This window comes from Streptomyces sp. YPW6, assembly GCF_018866325.1.
Classification (GTDB): domain Bacteria; phylum Actinomycetota; class Actinomycetes; order Streptomycetales; family Streptomycetaceae; genus Streptomyces.
In genome coordinates this window covers 1,211,733-1,233,591 of the sequence record NZ_CP076457.1, presented here as the reverse complement: position 1 = coordinate 1,233,591, position 21,859 = coordinate 1,211,733, and the positions used below count along the sequence as shown (strand labels likewise).

General features: G+C 70.9%; 15 protein-coding genes. 7 read left to right on the top strand and 8 right to left on the bottom strand.

Annotated features, from left to right (window positions below):
- The first annotated feature begins 133 nt into the window (after positions 1-133).
- The 4 genes from KME66_RS05390 to KME66_RS05375 are packed head-to-tail and all read left to right on the top strand — an operon-like array spanning position 134 to position 7,458.
- On the top strand, positions 134-1,372 hold the full coding sequence (locus tag KME66_RS05390; protein WP_216319553.1) for a CDP-alcohol phosphatidyltransferase family protein: 1,239 nt from the start codon (positions 134-136) through the stop codon (positions 1,370-1,372).
- Positions 1,369-5,913, top strand: a complete 4,545-nt coding sequence (locus tag KME66_RS05385) for a glycosyltransferase (protein ID WP_216319549.1) — start codon at positions 1,369-1,371, stop codon at positions 5,911-5,913. The genes KME66_RS05390 and KME66_RS05385 overlap by 4 nt, the downstream gene beginning before the upstream one ends.
- Before the next feature lie 58 nt (positions 5,914-5,971).
- On the top strand, positions 5,972-6,718 hold the full coding sequence (locus KME66_RS05380; protein WP_253208238.1) for a GDSL-type esterase/lipase family protein: 747 nt from the start codon (positions 5,972-5,974) through the stop codon (positions 6,716-6,718).
- Positions 6,715-7,458 carry an Ig-like domain-containing protein gene (locus KME66_RS05375; protein ID WP_216319546.1) on the top strand — a complete coding sequence of 248 codons (744 nt, stop codon included), beginning with the start codon at positions 6,715-6,717 and terminating at the stop codon, positions 7,456-7,458. The genes KME66_RS05380 and KME66_RS05375 overlap by 4 nt, the downstream gene beginning before the upstream one ends.
- Positions 7,459-7,558: 100 nt before the next feature.
- Here the strand turns inward: KME66_RS05375 and KME66_RS05370 are convergent, their stop codons facing one another.
- The 5 genes from KME66_RS05370 to KME66_RS05350 all read right to left on the bottom strand — a co-directional run bounded on the left by KME66_RS05370 (position 7,559) and on the right by KME66_RS05350 (position 14,134).
- Entirely contained in the window at positions 7,559-9,688 is a 2,130-nt protein-coding gene (locus KME66_RS05370) for a 3-hydroxyacyl-CoA dehydrogenase NAD-binding domain-containing protein (RefSeq protein ID WP_216319542.1), read from the bottom strand.
- Positions 9,685-10,911, bottom strand: coding sequence for an acetyl-CoA C-acyltransferase (locus KME66_RS05365; protein WP_073221044.1), 1,227 nt, complete (start codon positions 10,909-10,911; stop codon positions 9,685-9,687). The genes KME66_RS05370 and KME66_RS05365 overlap by 4 nt, the downstream gene beginning before the upstream one ends.
- Positions 10,912-11,207: 296 nt before the next feature.
- Positions 11,208-12,482, bottom strand: a complete 1,275-nt coding sequence (locus KME66_RS05360) for a ribonuclease D (protein ID WP_216319539.1) — start codon at positions 12,480-12,482, stop codon at positions 11,208-11,210.
- Between the two features lie 114 nt (positions 12,483-12,596).
- A complete protein-coding gene (locus KME66_RS05355) occupies positions 12,597-13,259 on the bottom strand; it encodes a response regulator transcription factor (protein WP_003965521.1) in 663 nt (220 codons plus the stop codon).
- 212 nt (positions 13,260-13,471) lie between these two features.
- Complete coding sequence (locus KME66_RS05350; RefSeq protein WP_216319536.1) at positions 13,472-14,134, bottom strand: DUF3000 domain-containing protein; 663 nt, start codon at positions 14,132-14,134, stop codon at positions 13,472-13,474.
- Between the two features lie 92 nt (positions 14,135-14,226).
- On the opposite strand from KME66_RS05350, the gene hemE reads away from it, so the two are divergent.
- Positions 14,227-15,324 (top strand): uroporphyrinogen decarboxylase, encoded by a 1,098-nt coding sequence (gene hemE / locus KME66_RS05345; protein WP_073221052.1) that lies wholly within the window; start codon positions 14,227-14,229, stop codon positions 15,322-15,324.
- 46 nt (positions 15,325-15,370) lie between these two features.
- Here hemE and KME66_RS05340 read toward each other — a convergent pair whose 3' ends face one another.
- Entirely contained in the window at positions 15,371-16,762 is a 1,392-nt protein-coding gene (locus KME66_RS05340) for an FAD-dependent oxidoreductase (RefSeq protein WP_216319534.1), read from the bottom strand.
- Positions 16,763-16,829: 67 nt separating this feature from the next.
- Positions 16,830-17,810 carry a DUF4349 domain-containing protein gene (locus KME66_RS05335; RefSeq protein ID WP_216319531.1) on the bottom strand — a complete coding sequence of 327 codons (981 nt, stop codon included), beginning with the start codon at positions 17,808-17,810 and terminating at the stop codon, positions 16,830-16,832.
- 126 nt (positions 17,811-17,936) lie between these two features.
- Between KME66_RS05335 and hemG the strand changes: the two genes are divergently transcribed.
- Positions 17,937-19,400, top strand: coding sequence for a protoporphyrinogen oxidase (gene hemG, locus KME66_RS05330; RefSeq protein ID WP_216319528.1), 1,464 nt, complete (start codon positions 17,937-17,939; stop codon positions 19,398-19,400).
- A gap of 4 nt (positions 19,401-19,404) precedes the next feature.
- The gene (hemQ, locus tag KME66_RS05325; protein WP_073221064.1) at positions 19,405-20,133 is read left to right on the top strand and encodes a hydrogen peroxide-dependent heme synthase; all 729 of its coding nucleotides are present in this window, start codon (positions 19,405-19,407) and stop codon (positions 20,131-20,133) included.
- A 150-nt stretch (positions 20,134-20,283) separates the two neighbouring features.
- On the opposite strand, the gene KME66_RS05320 is transcribed toward hemQ, so the two are convergent.
- Positions 20,284-21,846, bottom strand: a complete 1,563-nt coding sequence (locus KME66_RS05320; RefSeq protein WP_216319525.1) for an alpha/beta hydrolase — start codon at positions 21,844-21,846, stop codon at positions 20,284-20,286.
- Positions 21,847-21,859 lie beyond the last annotated feature (13 nt).

Below are 21,859 nucleotides of genomic sequence, written 5' to 3'. Positions count from 1 at the left end.
CCCATGGTTGACTAGTGAACATTTGGTAATGTCGAAGGATCTTTCATGTGAAGGACCCACGGGGGTTGCGTGAACATGGAGGCTCTCCTGCCTCGGCGGGGGTGTTCGCTGTCGTTCTCGTGACTGAGGGGTTATGGCCAAGCTGTCCCTGCGTGCTGTCCAGAAACTCACCTGCAAGAAACGTGACGCCTGGTGGACCGTGGTCCTGGTCGACCCGGTCGCGACCCGCATGCTCATCGTCATGGCGCGGTTCAAATTCATCACCCCCAACGGGGTCACCTGGGCCGCGCTGTTCCTGGGCCTCGGCTCCGCCGGGTTCTTCCTCAGGGGGGACACCGCGTCCCTGTTCATCGGGGCCGCGCTGTACCACCTGAGTTTCATTCTCGACTGCATCGACGGGAAGCTCGCCCGGCTCAAGGGCAACGGCACCGTTTTCGGCGGCTGGCTCGACTACGTCTTCGACCGGATCCGGGTGCTCTTCTGCGCCCTGGCCCTGATGGGCGGCCAGTATCTCCGGAGTGAAGACGAAAGGTTTCTGCTCGCCGCGCTGATGGTCGTCTTCCTCGACATGCTCCGCTATGTGGACGCTCTCCAGATCTACAAGATGCGCATGTCGATGCGCGCGAAGATCGAGAAGGTCACCAAGGAGCAGCAGGAGGCGGAAGCCGCCGCCGCGGCTTCCCGGGCCGAGGAGGAAGTACCGCAGGTCCGCTTCATGGAAGACCTGCTCCGCGAGAACCCCGAGGCCGAGGCCGAGCTGCTCAAGCAGCAGGCCGGCGACGCCCAGGTCGTGGACCTGCACGCTCAGTTCCGCCACCGGTTCCCCTGGTACCTCAGGGTCCGTCAGGCTTTGCTGCGCAGCCGGATAAGACCGCACCTCATCAGTGGCATCGAGTTCCAGATGTTCGTCTTCATCGTGGGACCGCTGACCGGGCGGATCCTGCTGACGACCGTGGTCTCAGCGGTCCTGATGGGCGTCTTCGAGCTGATCATCATGTACAAGTTCTGGCTCTCCACCCGCGACTTCACCAGGGTCATGGCCGACCTGAACGCAGCCGCTCCGAGCACGGCCGGCAGCATCGCCCCCCACCTGCACCGCGGTCGGCACCGCCGCGGGGTACCGGAACAGATCCTGGCCGACACCGAACTCCTCAACCCCCAGCCGGAGGACGATCCCGGGTTCCAGCCCTACCCCCAGCCCTATGAGCCGCTCATCCCGGGCGAATGGCCACCGTACGCGCACGAACCCCAGCAGTCCGCGGGGCGGGCGTACGACTGGGAGACGCAGCCTCTGCGGCAGGCGCGTCCGGTGTACACCCCCCAGCCGTATCAGCAGCACAGTTTTCCGGGCGAGGGAGGGAGCGTCGGATGAGCTACGAACAGGACACCCCTGACGTCTGGGTGACGGTCGTCATACCCGCCTACAACGCGGCCACGACGATCGGGAAGGCGCTGCAGTCGGCCGTCAACCAGACCTACGAGCGGGTCGAGGTGATCGTGGTCGACGACGCCTCGACCGACAACACCCTCGACGTCGTCATGAGCTTCGGTGGGAACAACAACCGGGTCCGGGTGCTGCGCAGGCCGACGAACAGCGGCGGTGTGGGCGCGCCCCGCAACATGGGCATCGCTCAGGCGGCGGGCCAGTACGTGCTGTTCCTGGACTCCGACGACGAGTTGCCGCCCCGGGCGTGCGAGCTGCTGCTGGCCGGCGCGCTGGAGTCCGGCAGCGACATCACGGCGGGCCGGGCGATCCGGGTCAACCGCGCCACCGGTGACAGCGAGGCGTGGGCCCCGGAGGTGTACGCGATGGCGCGCACGGTGCCGGGCCTCGTGGAGTTCCCCCTGATGCTGACCGACCCCATCGCGGCCGCGAAGCTGTATCGCACGGACTTCCTGCGCGGGGCGGGCGTGTGGTTTCCGGAGGGGGTCTTCTACGAGGACACCTACTTCTCCACTGTCGCCGGGTGTCTCGCCGAGGGCATCACGGTCATCACCGACCCGGTGTACCGGTGGATGTGGGAGCCCGACGGAGGCTCCATCACCGGGCGGACGGGCGAACTGCGCAGCATCATGGACCGGGTCGCCGTCCACCGTGCCACGGACGCCTTCCTGCTGGACCGCGGTCTGTGGCAGCTCAAGGTCCGTAAGGACTCCAAGTTCCTCGCGCACGACCTCAGGCTGTACATGCGGGCCCTCGCGGAAGGCGATCCCGCGTTCCAGCAGGGCTTCGCGGAGATCGCGAGCGAATACCTGTTCTCGGTCAGCGACGAGGCGTTCGAGCTGTGCGACCCGGTCGACCGGGTGCGGGCCTACTTCGTCATGTACCAGGAGATCGAGGCGGCGCTGACGACGCTGGACTACGCACAGCGCAAGAGCGTCCTCTCGTCCTTCCTCCTGGAGGACGAGGGGCGCGTCTACTGGTCGGGTGACCATCTGCACCTCCCCGACGCCCGGCGCATGCTCGATGTCACCGAACTCGGTCTGACCGCGGACAAGCTCGAACGCGAGCCGCTCTTCGCCCAGCTCGACAGCTGGTCCTTCGACGGGCCGTCGGCGTTCCGCTTCGAGGGCCGGCTGGTCAACAGGTTCGGGCGGATCACGTCCGGTGACGACTTCCGGCTCACGCTCGCCGCACGCAACCGGCACACCAAGAAGGACATCACGGTCCCCGTGCCGGACATCGAGATCGATGACCGTTTCGTGCTGTTCGGTGGTGTGGCGGATCTCGCGGAGCTGATCGGTGACGAGCACGTGGAGAGCACCGTCTGGAACGTCTCCCTCGTGGTCGAGCGGAACCGGACCCGTTCGCGCTCGGCCCTCAACGTACGCGACATCGAACTCGGCGGCCTCGGCTTCACCTCGGACGGCGAGGACTTCGAGGGCTATCGCACCATCAGCGGGAACCTCGCACTGCGGCGGGCGAAGGCGGGCCGCCGCACCTTCGAGATGGCCCAGAGCGACCCCGAAGCGCCGTGGATGTGGTGGCGCGGCCGGCTCCACCGGGCCTTCGCGACGCAGGATCACCGCTTCGAAATCGCCGTCGTCGTTCCCTGCTACAACGTGGCCAAGTACCTGGACGACTGCCTGAGTTCCATCGCGGCCCAGGAGGGCTTCGCCGCCACCCAGGTCATCCTGGTGGACGACGGCGCGACCGACGAGACACCCGGGATCCTGGACCAGTTCGCCCGGTACTACGCCAATGTGACCGTGGTGCACCAGCAGAACGGCGGGCTCGGCAACGCCCGCAACACCGGACTCGACCACGTCACCGCCCCCTACGTCACCTTCCTCGACTCCGACGACATCCTCGGCGAGCGTGCGCTCTCCCTGATGCTCCAGGCAGCCTGGCGGGACGGCTCGGAGGTGGTCATCGGCGACCTCGTGAACTTCCCGGACCGGCCGTACGGTCCGTGGAAGAAGTACTTCGGCGCCGGAGACCGCAGGATCGACGACTTCGCCGCGGTGCCCGACCTCATCTTCAGCGGCTCCGCCTGCAACAAGGTCTTCAGCACCGACCTGCTGCGCAGGCTGGGCCTGCGGTTCGGCGAGGGCGTCCACTTCGAGGACTCCTGGGTCACGCTGCCGAGCATGCTGCGGGCCAACGCGATCAGCCTCGTCGACCGCCCGGTCTACTACTACCGAGGTCGCCCCGACGGCTCGTCCATCATGGACTCGCTGTGGAGCAAGCCGGCCAACTACCGTGACCACCTGCGGCTCAACCACTTCCTGCTCAACTACACCGCCACCGAGCGGGCCGACATCCGGCGCATGTTCCAGCGCTATGTGACGCGTACGTACAAGGGCTTCCTGGGCAATGCCCGCAACGTCATGGGGCGGACCCAGCTGGAGGAGATGTTCCCGGACATCCACCGGCACTACACCCAGATACCCGACGACGTCATTCTGGAGTTCGCTACCAACGCTGTTCAGCAACTGGACCACTACGCAGCCAAGAGCGGCAACTTCGAACTCTTCCGCGACCCGGCGCCGTTCCTCGCCCAGGCTCCGCTGCGGCTGGAGATCGACGACGACGGGTTCCACCGCAGTTTCGAGGGCGGTGCGGGAAACACCCGTGCCGCGCGGGTCAACGACCCCAATGTCGTCGTGGAGTCGGTCCGTACCCGCGGCGACGTGCTGGTCGTCGAGGGCTGCATGTCCATCCCGGGGATGGATATCAGCGGCCCGATGCACAACCCCATGGAATTCGTCTACCAGACGGCTCAGGCCAAGATCAGCGTGGAGCTGCGGCAGGTGGCCCGGCGTGACCTCTGGAACTCCCGCAACGGCCGCGACCGCTACGCCGGCTGGTACGCCGAGATCCCTCTCGCCGACCTGGTACGCGGCGGTTTCGGGGTCGGGGACTTCCGGCTCCGGATCCACCGGGTGGACCGGACGCGCCAGCGCAACGTCGTCATGAAGGCACGCCTGCCGCTCCATCGGCTCAAGGGACCCGGGCGGATCGGCCGGCACCCCTACATGCTCACCATCGGTGGTCAGGAGGCACTCCACCTGCGGCTGATCGACCGGAAGCCCATGGCCCGGGTCAAGCACACACTGTGGCGCGTGGCCCGCGAGATCCGCATCCTCAAGACCCGCAACCCCGGGTGGCGCATGCGGCTCGCCTACTGGCTGACCTACCCGTTCCTCAACTCCCGCGAGATCTGGCTCATCGGCGAGCGGACGGACACCGCCCAGGACAACTCGTACCACTTCTTCTCGTGGCTGCGGACCCACCGCAAGCGCCGTCGCGCGTACTACGTGATCGACGGCAAGTCCGCCGATCACGCCAAGGTGGCCCGCTTCGGCAGGGTGATCAAGCTCGGCTCGTTCAAGCACCGGATGTACCTGCTGCACGCGACCAAGCTCATCGGCTCCTACGACTCCGAGTCCTATCTGGTGCCCGAGGGCTACCGGAAGGTGCTCTTCCTGCACCGGTTCGGCGAGTTGCTGAAGTACCAGCGGATCTTCCTGCAGCACGGAGTCATCTACAACGACGTGACCGTCGGCGTGGATCAGCGGATCACCAGCTACGACATGATCGTGACCACCGGACACCAGGAGCGCGAGCACCTGGCCCTGGAGGCCGGCTTCGGGGACCGTGCGGTGCTGGCGGGGCTGCCCCGCTTCGACGCGCTTCGCCGTGAGCCGGCCGAGCGGCCGAGGATTCTCCTCATGCCGACGTGGCGCCAGTGGATCGTGACGGCGTCCTACAAGAAGTCGGCAGGTCCCGCCAAGACGGCCTTCACCCAGTCCGAGTACTTCCGCTTCTACCGTTCGCTGCTGTCCGACCGGCGGCTCACGACGGCGCTGGAACGCTTCGGAGTCGACCTGGAGTTCTTCCCGCACTACGAGATCCGGCCGTACCTGCACAACTTCCGCATGAACTCCTCCGCCATCAAGGTCGCCGACCCGAAGACCCGCAACGTCCAGCAGGCCATGAAGGAGTGCTCCCTCATGGTCACGGACTACTCGTCGGTCTTCTTCGACGTGGCCTACATGGGAATCCCCCTCGTCCACGTTCCCTTCGACGAGGAGGATTTCTACGGACGGCACTACAAGCGGGGCTATTTCAACCTGTCGGAACACGGCTTCGGCCCGGTCTGCCGCACGGTCGACCAGGCGGTCGACGAGATCATCGCGGCCGTCGCACGGAAGTTCACGGTCGAGAGCCCCTACCGGGAGCGGGCCGAACAGTTCTTCGCGCACAGCGGGGGCGGCAACTGCGAGCGGGTGTACGAGGCGATCGACGCCCTGGGTGACGCGAACGCAGCCGACCTCGGACCGTCCGGGCCGTTGGGTGTTCCGGTCGCGGCGGCCGCCCACCTCGACACGGCGCCACTGGGCGACGACACCGGCCTCCACGCGGAGCGGGATCTTGTAAGGAACGGAGGGTGGGAGCGTGCGGTGTGACGGAGACCTTCGTCCGGCGGGGCCGCCCAGGATCTTCCTGACCGGAGGATCAGCGGTCGTGACGCGCGAGATGAGCAAGGCGCCCATGACCGGATGGGGGCAGGTACTCCACCTCTTCCTCGCCCCCGAGATGGAGGTCGTGAACTGCGCCCGCGCCGGAGCGAGCACCCGGACGTTCAGCGATCGAGGCCGCCTCGACTGGATCCTGGCGAACATCCGCCCGGGCGACTATCTGCTCGCCTCCTTCGGGATCAACGACGGCAAGCCCGAGGAGTGGCTCCGGACCGAGGCGTACGGTGACTTCCCGGTCTACCTGCGCCGGTTCATCGACGGAGCACGGGAGCGCAACGCGCATCCGGTCCTGGTCAGCCCGCACGAGCGCGACACCCACGACGTGCACGGCAATCTGCCGCAGAGCATCACCGAGTACGTGATGGCACAGGCGGACCTGGCGACCGAATGCAGCGTCCCCTACATCGACCTCTACGGTCAGAGCCGCACCTGGTGGTCGGAGCTGGGCCCCGAGGGCGTGCGTCCCTTCTTCGTGCACCTGGAGCCGGGCGAGCACCCGAACTACCCCGAGGGCTTTCACGACCCGGGCCACCTGGTGCCGGCCGGAGCGATAGCCTGCGCGCGCTTCGTCGCCTATTCGCTGGCGGCGGGGCAGATCATCCCCGAGCACTGGGTCCGTGACCTGGACCGTTCGCACTTCCCGCCGGACGCGGTGACCTGGCTCGACGACGCTACCCATGAGGCCCTGACCCGAGCACGCACTCTGGGCGGGACGGAGAGGCGGACGACATGAGCGACTTCATCCTGGCCCGGTTCCGCAGTGTGCAGAGCGATGACCCCTCGATCGTCTGCCAGTCGGAGCTGCGCTGCGACCACGACCCCGATCTGCCGGCCCGCCCCGGCCAGCAGATCGGCTTCGCATGGACCCTGACTCCGCACGGCAACGGAACGCGCTACTACGGCTACCTCATGGCGCAGTCCTTCACCCGGGTCGCCACCATCGGCAACCTGGTCGGGGTGAGCCTGCTGCCGTCCGGTGAGCGCTACGCCACCTCGACGGGCCCCGGAGTGGAACGCGTCGCCCGGTTCACCCTCCGGGTGAACACCTACGTACCGTCCGACGCCTTTCTGGTCCCCGTCCTGCGAGCGGGCATCATCGCGGACGGCGGCAAAGGACTCACCTCCACGACCTTCTCCATCAAGGACCGCGGCTTCCGGGTGGCCGCGGTGCCTCCGCAGGGCCGCAGCCTGCTGCTGATGCCGGGCCACCGCGGGGTCCTCAAGGGCCTTGCCGACGGCCTGGGCGAGGACGCCCGGCTCATCGGGGTCGGGCCGGCCCGGCACGGCGTCACCACCGTCGAACCGGATGGATCGGTGATGTACGACCCGTTCCACGGGCACCTGGGCTACGACTGGTTCGACTACGTAATCGATCCAGGCACGGGTGTCCCGGTGCGGGGCCGCGTCACGGTCCACGTGGGGGACCTGGGCCCCGTGCCCGGCGTCCTGCGTCCTGCCGCGCGTCATCACTGAGGCGCGCCCCGCGCACACGTCCGGCCGGCCGAAGTACCGGGCACACGGAACGGGCCGTACGGGATGATCCCGTACGGCCCGTTCCGGTGTGGACCGAGCGTTACGCCGGAACGCTCGCCACGCCCTGCTCCAGGAACGGCTTGCCGTTCACCCGCTGGGAGACGCCCTCACGGTCCAGGTACGGCGTGATGCCGCCCAGGTGGAAGGGCCAGCCCGCACCGGTGATCAGGCACAGGTCGATGTCCTGGGCCTCGGCGACGACGCCCTCCTCCAGCATCAGGCCGATCTCCTGCGCCACCGCGTCGAGCACGCGGTCGCGCGTCTGCTCCTCGGTCAGGACGGTGTCGCCCTGCTTGAGGAGCGCCGCGACCTCGGGGTCGAGGACCGGAGCACCGGAGTCGTAGACGTAGAAGCCGCGCTTGCCGGCCTTCACGACCGCCGCGAGGTTCTGCGAGACGGTGAAGCGCTCCGGGAAGGAGCGGTTCAGGGTCTCGGAGACGTGCAGGCCGATGGCCGGGCCGACCAGCTCCAGAAGGACCAGCGGGGACATCGGCAGGCCGAGCGGCTCGACGGCCTTCTCCGCGACCTCGACCGGGGTGCCCTCGTCGATGACGTTCTGGATCTCGCCCATGAAGCGGGTGAGGATGCGGTTCACGACGAACGCCGGGGCGTCCTTCACCAGGACCGCGGTCTTCTTCAGCTTCTTGGCCACGCCGAACGCGGTCGCCAGCGAGGCGTCGTCCGTCTGCTCGCCGCGGACGATCTCCAGCAGCGGGAGGATCGCGACCGGGTTGAAGAAGTGGAAGCCGACGACCCGCTCGGGGTTCTTCAGCTTCGACGCCATCTCGGTCACCGACAGCGAGGAGGTGTTGGTGGCGAGGATCGCGTGCGCCGGGGCGACCGCCTCGACCTCCGCGAACACCTGCTGCTTGACGCCGATCTCCTCGAAGACGGCCTCGATGATGAAGTCCGCGTCCGCGAAGCCCTCGGCCTTGTCGAGGACACCGGAGACCAGGCCCTTGAGGCGGTTGGCCTTGTCCTGGTTGATGCGGCCCTTGCCGAGCAGCTTCTCGATCTCGGCGTGGACGTAGCCCACACCCTTGTCGACGCGCTCCTGGTCGATGTCCGTGAGGACGACCGGGACCTCCAGGCGGCGCAGGAACAGCAGCGCCAGCTGCGAGGCCATCAGGCCCGCGCCGACGACGCCGACCTTGGTGACCGGGCGGGCCAGGTTCTTGTCCGGGGCGCCGGCCGGACGCTTGGCGCGCTTCTGGACCAGGTTGAAGGCGTAGATGCCGCTGCGCAGCTCGCCGCCCATGATCAGGTCCGCGAGCGCCTGGTCCTCGGCGTCGAAGCCGGCGGACAGGTCGCCGTCCTTGGCCGCCGCGATGATGTCCAGCGCGCGGTACGCCGCCGGGGCCGCGCCGTGCACCTTGGAGTCGGCGATGGCCCGGCCGCGGGCGACCGCCGCGTCCCAGGCGCCACCGCGGTCGACCTCGGCGCGGTCCACCGCCACCGAGCCCTTGAGCACGTTCGCGGTCCACACGAGCGACTGCTCCAGGAAGTCCGCGCCCTCGAAGATCGCGTCCGCGATGCCGAGCTCGAAGACCTGCTTGCCCTTGAGCTGACGGTTCTGGTTCAGCGAGTTCTCGATGATCACCGAGACCGCGCGGTCCGCGCCGATCAGGTTCGGGAGCAGCGCGCAGCCGCCCCAGCCGGGGACCAGGCCGAGGAAGACCTCGGGCAGCGAGAACGCCGGGAGCGCCTTCGAGACGGTGCGGTAGGTGCAGTGCAGACCGACCTCGACACCGCCGCCCATGGCCGCGCCGTTGTAGTACGCGAAGGTGGGCACCGCGAGGCCGGAGAGTCGGCGGAAGACGTCGTGGCCGCCCTTGCCGATGGCCAGCGCGTCCTCGTGGCGGCTCAGCAGCTCGACGCCCTTGAGGTCGGCGCCGACGGCGAAGATGAACGGCTTGCCGGTGAGGCCGACGCCGGTGATGGTGCCCTCGGCGGCCTCCTTCTCGACCTGGTCGATCGCGGCGTTCAGGTTCGCCAGCGACTGGGGCCCGAAGGTGGTGGGCTTGGTGTGGTCCAGGCCGTTGTCCAGCGTGATGAGCGCGAACCGCCCGGCGCCGAACGGCAGGTCCAGGTGGCGTACGTGCGCCTGCGTGACGACCTCGCCGGGGAACAGCTCGGCCGCGCCCTTCAGAAGCTCAGTGGTGGAGCTCACTTGTTGCCTCCGTCAGCGTTGAAGTGCGGGTTCTCCCAGACGACCGTCGCGCCCATGCCGAAGCCGACGCACATCGTCGTCAGGCCGTAGCGGACCTCGGGCTGCTCCTCGAACTGCCGGGCCAGCTGCGTCATCAGGCGGACACCGGAGGAGGCGAGCGGGTGGCCGTACGCGATCGCGCCGCCGTACTGGTTGACGCGCGCGTCGTCGTCGGCGATGCCGTAGTGCTCCAGGAAGGCGAGCACCTGCACGGCGAACGCCTCGTTGATCTCGAAGAGGCCGATGTCGTCGATGGTCAGACCGGCCTGCGCCAGCGCCTTCTCGGTCGCCGGGATCGGGCCGTAGCCCATGACCTCCGGCTCGACGCCGGCGAAGGCGTAGGAGACCAGGCGCATCTTGACCGGGAGGCCCAGCTCACGGGCGACGTCCTCGGCCGCGAGCAGCGAGGCGGTGGCGCCGTCGTTGAGCCCCGCGGCGTTGCCGGCCGTCACACGGCCGTGGGTGCGGAACGGGGTCTTCAGGCCCGCCAGCGACTCCATGGTGGTGCCCGGACGCATCGGCTCGTCGGCGGTGACCAGGCCCCAGCCCGTCTCGCCCGCCTCGGGGTTGGTGCGGCGCACCGAGACCGGTACCAGGTCCTGCTGGATCTTGCCGTTGGCGTACGCCTTGGCGGCCTTCTCCTGCGAACGCACCGCGTAGGCGTCGGCGCGCTCCTTGGTGATCGTGGGGTAGCGGTCGTGCAGGTTCTCCGCCGTCATGCCCATGAACAGGGCGGACTCGTCGACCAGCTTCTCCGAGACGAAGCGCGGGTTCGGGTCGACGCCCTCGCCCATCGGGTGGCGGCCCATGTGCTCGACGCCACCGGCCACGACGACGTCGTACGCGCCGAAGGCGATGGAACCGGCCGTCGAGGTGACGGCGGTCAGCGCGCCCGCGCACATGCGGTCGATCGAGTAGCCGGGGACGGACTGCGGCAGACCGGCCAGGATCCCGGCGGTGCGGCCCAGCGTGAGGCCCTGGTCGCCGATCTGCGTGGTCGCGGCGACGGCGACCTCGTCGATCTTCTTGGGGTCCAGGTCCGGGTTGCGGCGCAGCAGCTCCCGGATGGCCTTCACGACGAGGTCGTCGGCGCGGGTCTCGTGGTAGATGCCCTTCGGGCCCGCTTTGCCGAACGGGGTGCGGACGCCGTCGACGAAGACGACGTCCCGGATGGTACGAGGCACGGTGGCTCTCCTCCAGGGTGCGGGATGGCACTGCTGCGGGGCGCGCCACGGGGACGCACCGCCTGCCATCATGCTACTTGCGGGTAACCAGACTGCCCACCCCTCACGCCGCGAGCGGTGAAGGTCACACCCGGAAAGGGCCCGCGGCGGCGTACGGGAGGCGGAGGGCGAGGCTCCGAACCTGGCCTGATTTCGACCATCGGTTCGGTCCGCGAACAGGGCCGCAGCGAAGCCGGGCGGCCCCGGGCAGCGGAAAGCCCCCGGCCGGTGACCGGGGGCTTTCGAGGTGCGAGGGGTCAGGCGGTGGCGTCCAGGGCCCGGACCAGGAGCGGGGCGACCTGCTGGATCTGCCAGCTCCGCGCCCCGTATCCGGCGAGGGTGTCCTCGACCGCGCCCGGGGTCGGGTTCTTCGGCGGCTCCCAGCAGATCCGGCGCACGGTGTCCGGGGTGATCAGGTTCTCCTGGGGCATGCGGAGGCGTTCCGCCAGCGCGGAGACCGCCGTGCGGGCGGCCGAGAGCCGGGCGGCGGCGGCCGGGTCCTTGTCGGCCCAGGAGCGCGGCGGGGGCGGCCCGGCGGGCTGCTGACCCGGCTGCGGCAGCGCCGACTCCGGCAGAGCCTTGGCCCGCTCCACGGCCGCCTGCCACTGCTCCAGCTGGCGGCGTCCCATGCGGTGGCCGAATCCCGGCAGAGCGGTCAGGGCCTTCACATCGACGGGCAGTGCGAGCGCGGCCTCGACGATCGCGGCGTCGCCGAGCACCTTGCCCGGAGAGACGTCGCGGCGCTGGGCGACCTGGTCCCGGGTGGTCCACAGCTCCCGGACGACGGCCATCTGACGGCGGCGGCGCACCTTGTGCATGCCCGACGTGCGTCGCCAGGGGTCCTTGCGGGGCGGGGCCGGCGGTGCGGCGGCGATGGCGTCGAACTCCTCGCGGGCCCACTCCAGCTTCCCCTGCCGGTCCAGCTCCTCCTCCAGCGCGTCGCGCAGGTCGATCAGGAGCTCCACGTCGAGCGCGGCGTAGCGCAGCCAGGGCTCGGGCAGCGGGCGGGTGGACCAGTCGACCGCGGAGTGGCCCTTCTCCAGGGCGTAACCGAGGACGTTCTCGACCATCGCGCCGAGGCCCACGCGCGGGAACCCCGCGAGCCGTCCGGCCAGCTCGGTGTCGAACAGCGAGGTGGGGGTCATGCCTATGTCCCGCAGGCACGGCAGGTCCTGGGTCGCGGCGTGCAGGATCCACTCGGCGCCGCTCAGCGCGGTGCCGAGGCCGGAGAGGTCGGGGCAGCCGACCGGGTCGACCAGGGCGCTGCCCGCGCCCTCGCGGCGCAGCTGCACGAGGTAGGCGCGCTGGCCGTAGCGGTATCCCGAGGCGCGCTCGGCGTCGACGGCCACGGGGCCGGTGCCCGTGGCGAAGGCGGCGATCACCCGGTCGAGGGCGTCGCCGGACGTCACCACCGGGGGAATGCCCTCGCGTGGCTCCAGCAAGGGGATCGGCGCCGGGGCGACGTCGTCCGGGGGAGCGCCCCCGGTGGTTCGCAGTGAAGTGTCTGCTGCGGTCTCTTGGGCGTCGGTCACGTGTCAAGGGTATCGGTGTATGCGCGGAGCCCGTCGACGGAACGTTCCGTCGACGGGCGGCCATGCACGTAATCCAGCCGGAGGCGCATCGGTGCACGTCCCGGCGGGGTGCGGTCAGTGGATGATGCCGGTCCGCAGGGCGACGGCGACCATTCCGGCTCTGTCTCCGGTGCCGAGCTTGCGGGCGATGCGGGCGAGGTGGGACTTGACGGTCAGGGCGGAGAGGCCCATCGAGACGCCGATGGCCTTGTTGGACTGGCCTTCGGCGACCAGGCGGAGCACCTCCACCTCGCGTCCGGACAGCTCGCGGTAGCCGCCCGGGTGGCTCGGGGAACCGGGAGGCCTGCGGTGCATCCGGGCCGCGTTGGCGCCGATGGGGGCGACGCCGGGGCGGGTGGGGTGTCCGATGTTGGTGCGTGTGCCGGTGACGACGTAGCCCTTCACGCCGCCCGCGAGGGCGTTGCGAACGGCGCCGATGTCGTCGGCGGCGGAGAGGGCGAGACCGTTGGGCCAGCCTGCGGCACGGGTCTCGGACAGCAGGGTCAGCCCGGAACCGTCGGGCAGATGGACGTCGGCAATGCAGATGTCGCGCGGGTTGCCGACGCGGGGACGTGCCTCCGCGATGGACGACGCCTCGATGACGTCACGTACTCCGAGGGCCCACAGATGGCGGGTGACGGTGGAACGGACGCGCGGGTCGGCCACGACGACCATGGCCGTCGGCTTGTTCGGGCGGTAGGCGACCAGGCTTGCGGGCTGCTCAAGGAGAACGGACACCAGGCCTCCTGGGGGGAGTGGCGGGACGGGCCGGCTCGGGGGATGAAGCCGGGGGCGAACCGTGCTTGAAGGGTCATTGACCTCTTCGGCAGCGGACCCGTCCTCCTTTAGGGGAAGATCACGATTTGGTGAGTAACAATTCGGGCAAATAGGACGCGCGATCGATTGTACGAAAAGAGATCCGGCGTATGTGCGATACAGATGACGGAGCGTTACGGCGCCTGCGGACCACGCCGCTGCGGCAGGGTCACCACCGCCGCGTCCGACAGATCGGACGGCGGCAGCCCCGCGATCTGGCACAGCAGATCGCCCCAGGCCACCAGGTGCGACCCGGTGTCCGGGACGCCGCCGCGCGATTCCTTCGGCGTCCACGAGGCGCGGATCTCGATCTGCGTCGCGGGACGGCGCGCGGACAGCGCACCGAAGTAGTGCGATCCGGCGCGTGTCACCGTCCCGCCGGCCTCCCCGTACGACAGGCCCCGGGCGTCCAGCGCACCCGTCAGCCAGGACCAGCACACCTCCGGCAGCAGCGGGTCCGCCGCCATCTCCGGCTCCAGCTCCGCACGGACCAGGGTCACCAGCCGGAACGCGCCCTGCCACGCCTCGTGCCCCGCCGGGTCGTGCAGCAGGACCAGCCTGCCGTCCGCGAGATCCTCCTCGCCGTCCACCACCGCCGCCTCCAGGGCGTACGCGTGCGGCGCGAGACGCCGGGGCGGCCGGGTCGCCTCCACCTCCAGCTCCGGCCGCAGCCGCGCCGAGCGCAGCGCGTCCACCGCCGCCAGGAACGCGGGAGGCACGGGTGGGCCCTCCTCCGTGCGGTCCTTGCCTTCAACGCCGTCGGAATGATCGGAAAACTGTCCCTGAGCCGGAGCCATGCGGGGAAGAGTAGGCGGAAGGCGAGCCGCGTGCAGGGAGAGACACCCGTGCGGGGCCGGGCTCCTTCGGCACGCGTGCGAAGATTCTGTGCGTGAGTGCCAACGACAGCCCTTCGGGCCAGCAGACGACGACCTCCGCCAGCCTCGACGCGGTTCGCGACGCCACCCACGACTCGGCGTTCCTGAAGGCCTGCCGCCGTGAGCCCGTGCCGCACACCCCGGTCTGGTTCATGCGCCAGGCGGGACGCTCGCTGCCGGAGTACCTGAAGGTCCGCGAGGGCATCGCGATGCTCGACTCCTGCATGATGCCGGAGCTCGTCGCCGAGATCACCCTGCAGCCCGTCCGCCGCCACAAGGTCGACGCCGCGATCTACTTCAGCGACATCGTGGTGCCCCTGAAGGCCATCGGCATCGACCTCGACATCAAGCCCGGCGTCGGCCCCGTCATCGCCGAGCCGATCCGCACCCGCGCCGACCTCGCCCGGCTGCGCGACCTGACCCCCGAGGACGTCCCGTACGTCACCGAGGCCATCGGCATCCTCACCGCCGAGCTGGGCGCCACCCCGCTCATCGGCTTCGCCGGGGCCCCGTTCACGCTCGCCAGCTACCTCGTCGAGGGCGGCCCCTCGCGCAACCACGAGCGCACCAAGGCCATGATGTACGGCGACCCGCAGCTCTGGGCCGACCTCGTGGACCGGCTCGCGGAGATCACCGGCGCCTTCCTCAAGGTCCAGATCGAGGCCGGGGCGTCCGCCGTCCAGCTCTTCGACTCCTGGGTCGGCGCGCTGGCCCCCGCCGACTACCGCCGCGCGGTGCTCCCCGCCTCCGCGAAGGTCTTCGACGCCGTCGCCCCCTACGGAGTCCCCCGTATCCACTTCGGCGTCGGCACCGGCGAACTGCTCGGCCTGATGGGCGAGGCCGGAGCGGACGTCGTCGGCGTCGACTGGCGGGTCCCGCTGGACGAGGCCGCCCGCCGCGTCGGCCCCGGCAAGGCGCTCCAGGGCAACCTCGACCCGGCCGTGCTCTTCGCCCCCACCCCGGCTGTCGAGGCGAAGACCCGCGAGGTGCTGGACGCCGCCGCCGGGCTGGAGGGGCACATCTTCAACCTGGGCCACGGCGTCATGCCGAACATGGACCCGGACGCGCTCACCCGCCTCGTGGGGTACGTCCACGAGCAGACCGCGCGCTGAAGCACGGAGGCTGCAGGGGGCCGGCCGGACGGCCGGCCCCCGGTGTTCAGCTCCCCGCGCCCCGTACCGCCGCCACCGTCTTGCGGGCGGCGACCAGCACCGGGTCCCAGACCGGGGAGAACGGCGGAGCGTACCCGAGGTCGAGCGCCGTCATCTGCTCCACCGTCATCCCGGCCGTCAGCGCCACCGCCGCCACGTCCACCCGCTTCGCCGACCCCTCGCGGCCCACGATCTGCACCCCGAGCAGCCGACCCGTCCGCAGCTCCGCGATCATCTTCACCGTCATCGGCTTCGCCCCCGGGTAGTACCCCGCCCGCTGCGTCGACTCGATCGTCGCCGTGACCCAGCGCAGCCCGGCCGCGCGGGCGTCCTTCTCCCGCAGCCCGGTCCGGGCGATCTCCAGGTCGCAGACCTTGCTCACCGCCGTACCGACCACACCGGGGAACGTGCCGTAGCCGCCCCCGACGTTGGAACCGATCACCTGGCCGTGCTTGTTGGCGTGGGTGCCCAGCGCCACGTGCCGGGTGCGGCCCGCCACCAGGTCCAGGACCTCCACGCAGTCGCCGCCCGCCCAGATGGTGTCGTGGCCCACGACCCGCATGGCCAGGTCCGTCAGCAGCCCGCCGTGCGGCCCCACCGGCAGCCCCGCCGCACGGGCGAGCTCCGTCTCCGGCTCCACCCCGATACCGAGGACCACCACGTCCGCCGGCCAGGTCCCCGCGTCCGTCGCCACTCCGGTGACCCGGCCGTCGGTCCCGGTGAGGATCTTCGTCACGGCCGCCCCGTTGACCGTGGTGATGCCCAGGCCGTCCATCGCCTCGTGCACGAGGCGCCCCATGTCCGGGTCGAGCGTCGCCATCGGCTGCTCGCCCCGGTTGAGGACGGTCACCTCGAAGCCCCGCTTGAGCATCGCCTCGGCCATCTCGACGCCGATGTAGCCCGCGCCCACCACGACCGCCCGCCGCGGCCCCTCTCCCGAGCGCAGCGCGTCCAGCGAGTCCAGCAGCGCCTGCCCGTCGTCCAGGGTCTGCACCCCGTGCACCCCGGCCGCGTCCATCCCCGGCAGCGCCGGGCGCACCGGACGGGCCCCGGTGGCGATCACGAGCTTGTCGAAGCCCGTCCAGTACGCCTTCCCGCTCTCCCGGTCCAGCGCCCGTACCCGCTGCCCGGCCACGTCCAGTTCGGTCACCTCGGTCCGCATCCGCAGATCGATGTCCCGCTGCCGGTGCTCCTCGGGGGTGCGGGCGATCAGGTCGTCCCGGGCCGCCACGTCGCCGCTCACCCAGTACGGGATGCCGCAGGCGGAGTACGAGGTGTGGCGGCCGCGCTCGAAGGCGACGACCTCCAGCGCGTCCGGCCCCTTCAGCCTGCGGGCCTGTGACGCGGCGGACATGCCCGCCGCGTCACCGCCGATGACCACCAGTCGCTCCGCTGCCATGCCGGGTCCCTTCCGCCGGTTCGCCGCATCGGCGAATCAGGGCCCCACGCTACGACGCCGCAGGGGTTCAGGAGTCCGGGGCACCGTCCTTCCCGGCCGGGGCCGCCGTGACCGCCGGGGCGGCCCGACGCGCCGCGCGCTGCCTCAGCACCCGCCACACCCCGGCCACCAGGGCCGCCGCGAGCACGAAGGGGAACGTCGCCCCGAACACCACCGCGATCCACCGCAGCATCGTCACGAACGCGTCCCAGCCGCCCTCCAGCGCGTCCAGGAACCCGGGGTCGTCGTCCTTCTCCCCGTCGTCGCCCGGGGCGTCCGGCGGCGTCAGGTCCAGCGTGACCGTCGCCAGCGAGGTCCGGTCCTTCAGGCTCTCACGCTGGGCCAGCAGCGACTCCAGGTCGGACTGACGGCTGCTCAGCTCACCCTCCAGGGCCACCACATCGCTGATCCTCTCCGCCCGGTCCATCAGCTCCCGCACCCGCGCCACACTCGCGCGCTGGGTGGCGATCCGGCTCTCCACATCCACCACCTGGTCGGTGACGTCCTTCGCGTTCGAGGTGCGCGACAGCAGCTTCCCGGAACCCGCCAGCTCGCGCAGCACCTCCTCGAACCGCTCCTGCGGCACCCGCAGCACCAGGTGCGAGGTCTCGGAGCCGTCGTCGAGCCGCTCGGTCTCCTCCGAGGCCACCAGGCCCCCCGCCCCCTCCGCCGCACCCCGCGCGGCGGCCACGGCCCGGGTCACGCTCTTCACCTCGACGGAGAGCGTGGCCGTACGGATCACATGGGTGGCCCCCGCCTTCGGCGCCGCCTTCTTCCCGGCCGGCTTGTCGTCCGCCCCCTCCTCGGGAGCGGCGGAGGCGGCCGCCCCGCCCTCGTCCGCGAACCCCTCGCGCGGTGCCGCCCCTCCCTTCGCCGCCCTCACGCCGCTGTCCGCCGCGTCGCCCGACGCCCCGCAGCCGCCGACGGCGATCAGCAGGCCGAGCGACCCGGCCACAAGTGCCGCGCGTGCGCGGACGAACGACCGCCCGCTCGTGTTCCGCCTCTGCATAACTGGTCCCCCCAGAAAGCTCGTTGATGGTGACCGTTCGACGTGGCGGCCCCGGAGCCGGTTGCCGGGGAGCGGTTTCGAAGTGGTCACGGTCGGGACTCGGTAAGGGTTTGAGAGAGTGGACCCATGCAGCGTTCTCAACAGCGTGCGGAAACGCCCCCGGGGCACGTCGTCGTCATCGGCGGCGGCATCGCCGGGCTGGCGGCCGCCCACCACCTGGTCGCCACCGGCCTGCGGGTCACCCTCCTGGAGGCGACGGACCGGCTCGGCGGCAAGCTCATGACCGGCGAGGTCGCGGGCGTCCAGGTCGATCTGGGGGCCGAGTCGATGCTCGCCCGGCGCCCCGAAGCGGTCGACCTGGCCGGGGCGGTGGGCCTGGCCGGCCGGCTCCAGCCGCCCGCCACCGCCACCGCCTCGCTCTGGACGCGCGACGCGCTGCGCCCCATGCCGACGGGCCACGTCATGGGTGTCCCCGGTGACCCGGCGGTCCTCGGCGAGGTGCTGTCCCCCGAGGGCCTGGCGCGGATCGCCGAGGAGCGCGACCTCACCCCGACCGCCGTCGGCGACGACGTCGCGGTGGGCGCCTACGTCGCCGACCGGCTCGGCCGCGAGGTCGTGGACCGGCTGGTGGAGCCCCTCCTCGGCGGGGTCTACGCGGGCGACGCCTACCGGATCTCGATGCGCGCCGCCGTGCCCCAGCTCTTCGAGGCCGTCAAGGAGGGCGGCCCGCTGCTCGACGGTGTGCGCCGCATCCAGGAGCGGGTCGCCGCCCGGCAGCAGACCGGCCCCGTCTTCCAGGGCATCGCGGGCGGCATCGGCACCCTCCCGGCCGCCGTGGGCGACGCCGTACGGGCCGGAGGCGGCGAGATCGTCACCGAGACCCCCGTCCTCGGCCTGACCCGTACGGCAGCGGGCTGGGCCGTCCGCACCGACACCCGGACCATCGCCGCCGACGGCATCGTCCTGGCCACCCCCGCCTGGTCCGCGGGCACCCTGCTGGCCGCCGAGTCCCCGGCCGCCTCCGCCGAGCTGTCCGGCGTCGAGTACGCCTCCATGGCCCTGGTCACCCTGGCCTTCCGGCGCACCGACATCGAGGCGTACGAAGCCCTGCGCGGCCGCTCCGGCTTCCTGGTGCCGCCGGTCGACGGCCACACGATCAAGGCGTCCACGTTCTCCAGCAACAAGTGGCAGTGGGTCGCCGACGCCGCCCCCGACCTGTTCGTGCTCCGCACCTCCGTCGGCCGCTACGGCGAGGAGGAGCACCTCCACCGCGAGGACGGGGAGCTCGTCGCCGTCTCCCTGCGTGACCTCGCCGCCGCCACCGGCCTCACCGCCCGGCCCGTCGACACCGAGGTCACCCGCTGGATCGGCGGCCTGCCGCAGTACCCCGTCGGCCATCTGGCCCGGGTCGCCCGCATCCGCGACGAGGTCGCCAAGCTGCCCGCCCTGCGGGTCTGCGGCGCGGTCTACGACGGGGTCGGCATCCCCGCCTGCATCGCGAGCGCCCGGCGCGCGGCCGACGAGATCGCGAGCGAGATCATCGCCACGCCGACCCTGGTTCGGGGCACGGGGAGCGAGGCGGGACAATAGCCGTATGAGTGCTCCCGAGACTGTGACATCCAGCAAGAGTCCGAACGCCGGCAAGAAGGCCAAGGACCTCAACGAGGTCATCCGCTACACCCTGTGGTCGGTCTTCAAACTGCGCGACGTGCTCCCGCTCGACCGCGCCGGATACGCCGACGAGGTGCAGGAGCTCTTCGACCAGCTCGCGGCCAAGGACATCACCGTCCGGGGCACCTACGACCTGTCCGGGCTGCGGGCCGACGCGGACCTCATGATCTGGTGGCACGCCGAGACCTCGGACGAGCTCCAGGACGCGTACAACCTCTTCCGCCGCACCAGGCTGGGCCGCGCGCTCGACCCGGTCTGGTCGAACATGGCGCTGCACCGCCCCGCCGAGTTCAACAAGTCGCACATCCCCGCGTTCCTCGCCGACGAGACGCCCCGCGACTACATCAGCGTCTACCCCTTCGTCCGGTCCTACGACTGGTACCTGCTGCCCGACGAGGACCGCCGCCGCATGCTCGCGGACCACGGCAAGATGGCCCGGGGCTACCCGGACGTCCGCGCCAACACCGTCGCCTCGTTCTCGCTCGGCGACTACGAGTGGATCCTCGCCTTCGAGGCGGACGAGCTGTACCGCATCGTCGACCTGATGCGTCACCTGCGCGCCTCCGAGGCACGGCTCCACGTGCGCGAGGAGGTCCCGTTCTACACGGGCCGCAGGAAGAGCGTCGCAGACCTGGTGGCCGGGCTCGCATAGCCAGCGAGTCCCGCACCACCCCAGCCCGGAAGATCAGAGGGACGGGCACCGGGCACCGATCGTGCCGTCCGCCCCTCCAGCGACACCGGGTTCGGCTCCGGGGGCCGTCGTACCGTGCAGGTGCGGCGGCCCCCGCTCCGTGGCCCCCGGTCAGTCCAGCGACACCGGGTTCGGCTCCGGGTGCGCGGCGCAGTCCGCGCCCCGCCCCGGCACTTCGCCGGTCAGCAGATACCGGCGCAGATGATCGTCGACACAGGCGTTCCCCGCCCCGCCGATGCCGTGCGTCCCCGCGTCCCGCTCCGTCACCAGCGACGACCCGGGCAGCCGCTTCCGCAGCTCCAGCGCCCCCTGGTACGGGGTCGCCGCGTCCCGCTCCGCCGCCAGGATCAGCACCGGCGGCAGCTCGCCCCAGCCGACGCGGACGTCCAGCGGCCGCTGCCGGGGAGCGGGCCAGAAGGCGCACGGCAGGTTCGCGAAGGCGTTGTCCCAGGTCTCGAAGGGCGCGACGCGCGCCAACTCCGTGTGGTCGCGGTCCCAGACCGCGAAGTCCTCCGGCCAGGGCGCGTCGTTGCACTCGACGGCGGTGTACACCGCCTGCGCGTTCTCGTTGTCCTTCGCCGCCACCGCGCGCGGGGACGCCTGCGCGACCAGCGGCTCCGGATTGCCCCGGACGTACTCCGACAGCGCCGTCGCCCGCATCGCCCAGTAGTCGTCGTAGTAGCCCGCACCCAGGAACGCCGAGTGCAGCTGCCCCGGCCCGATCTTGCCGCCCGCGGGCTTCACCGCCAGCTCGGCGCGCACCTCGTCGTAGCGCCGCTGCACCGCCTCGGGGGTGGTCCCCAGGTGGTACACGTCGTCGTGCCGGGCGACCCAGCGCCGGAAGTCCTCCCAGCGCGCCTCGAAGGCCAGCGACTGGCCCATGTTGGAGCGGTACCAGATCTGCTCCGGGTCCGGATCGACCGCCGAGTCGAAGACCATGCGGCGTACGTGGGAGGGGAACAGCGTCGCGTACAGCGCCCCGAAGTACGTCCCGTACGAGGCCCCCATGAACGTCAGCCGGCTCTCGCCGAGCGCGGCCCGCAGCACGTCCAGGTCCCGGGCGTTGTTCAGCGAGGTGTAGTGCCGCAGCGTCTCGCCCGCGTGCTCCGCGCAGCCCCGCGCGTACGCCTGCGCACGGGCGACGCGCCGCTCCTTGTCCTCCCGGGTCGGATGCGTCGGCGCGTCGGTCGGGCCCTTCGTGTACGCGGCGGGGTCCTGGCAACTCAGCGGGTCGGAGGAGCCGTTCACTCCGCGCGGGGCGTAGCCGACCAGGTCGTACGCCTCGGCGATCTCCTTCCACTCCGGCAGCTCCCCGGCCAGCGGGAAGGTGATGCTGGACGCGCCGGGGCCGCCCGGGTTGTAGACGAACGCGCCCTGCCGCTCCTCGGCCGGACCGGTGGCGGGGGTCCGGCTGACGGTCAGTTCGAGCTGCGGCCCGTCCGGCTCCGCGTAGTCGAGGGGCACTTTCACCGTGCCGCACTTCAGCGAGTCCGGGAGCATCTCCTCCTCGGGGCAGGCGACGAAGTCGATGCCGGCGGCCGTGGCCCGGGCGGCGGCGATCGCGGTGCCCCGGGCCTCGGCGGTACCGGGGCGTTCCCAGGCGCCCGCCGGAGCGGCGGCGAGGGCGGACAGGACCAGGGAGCCGATCGATGTGTACAGCGCAGCAGTTCTCACGCGCGGGGGCCTC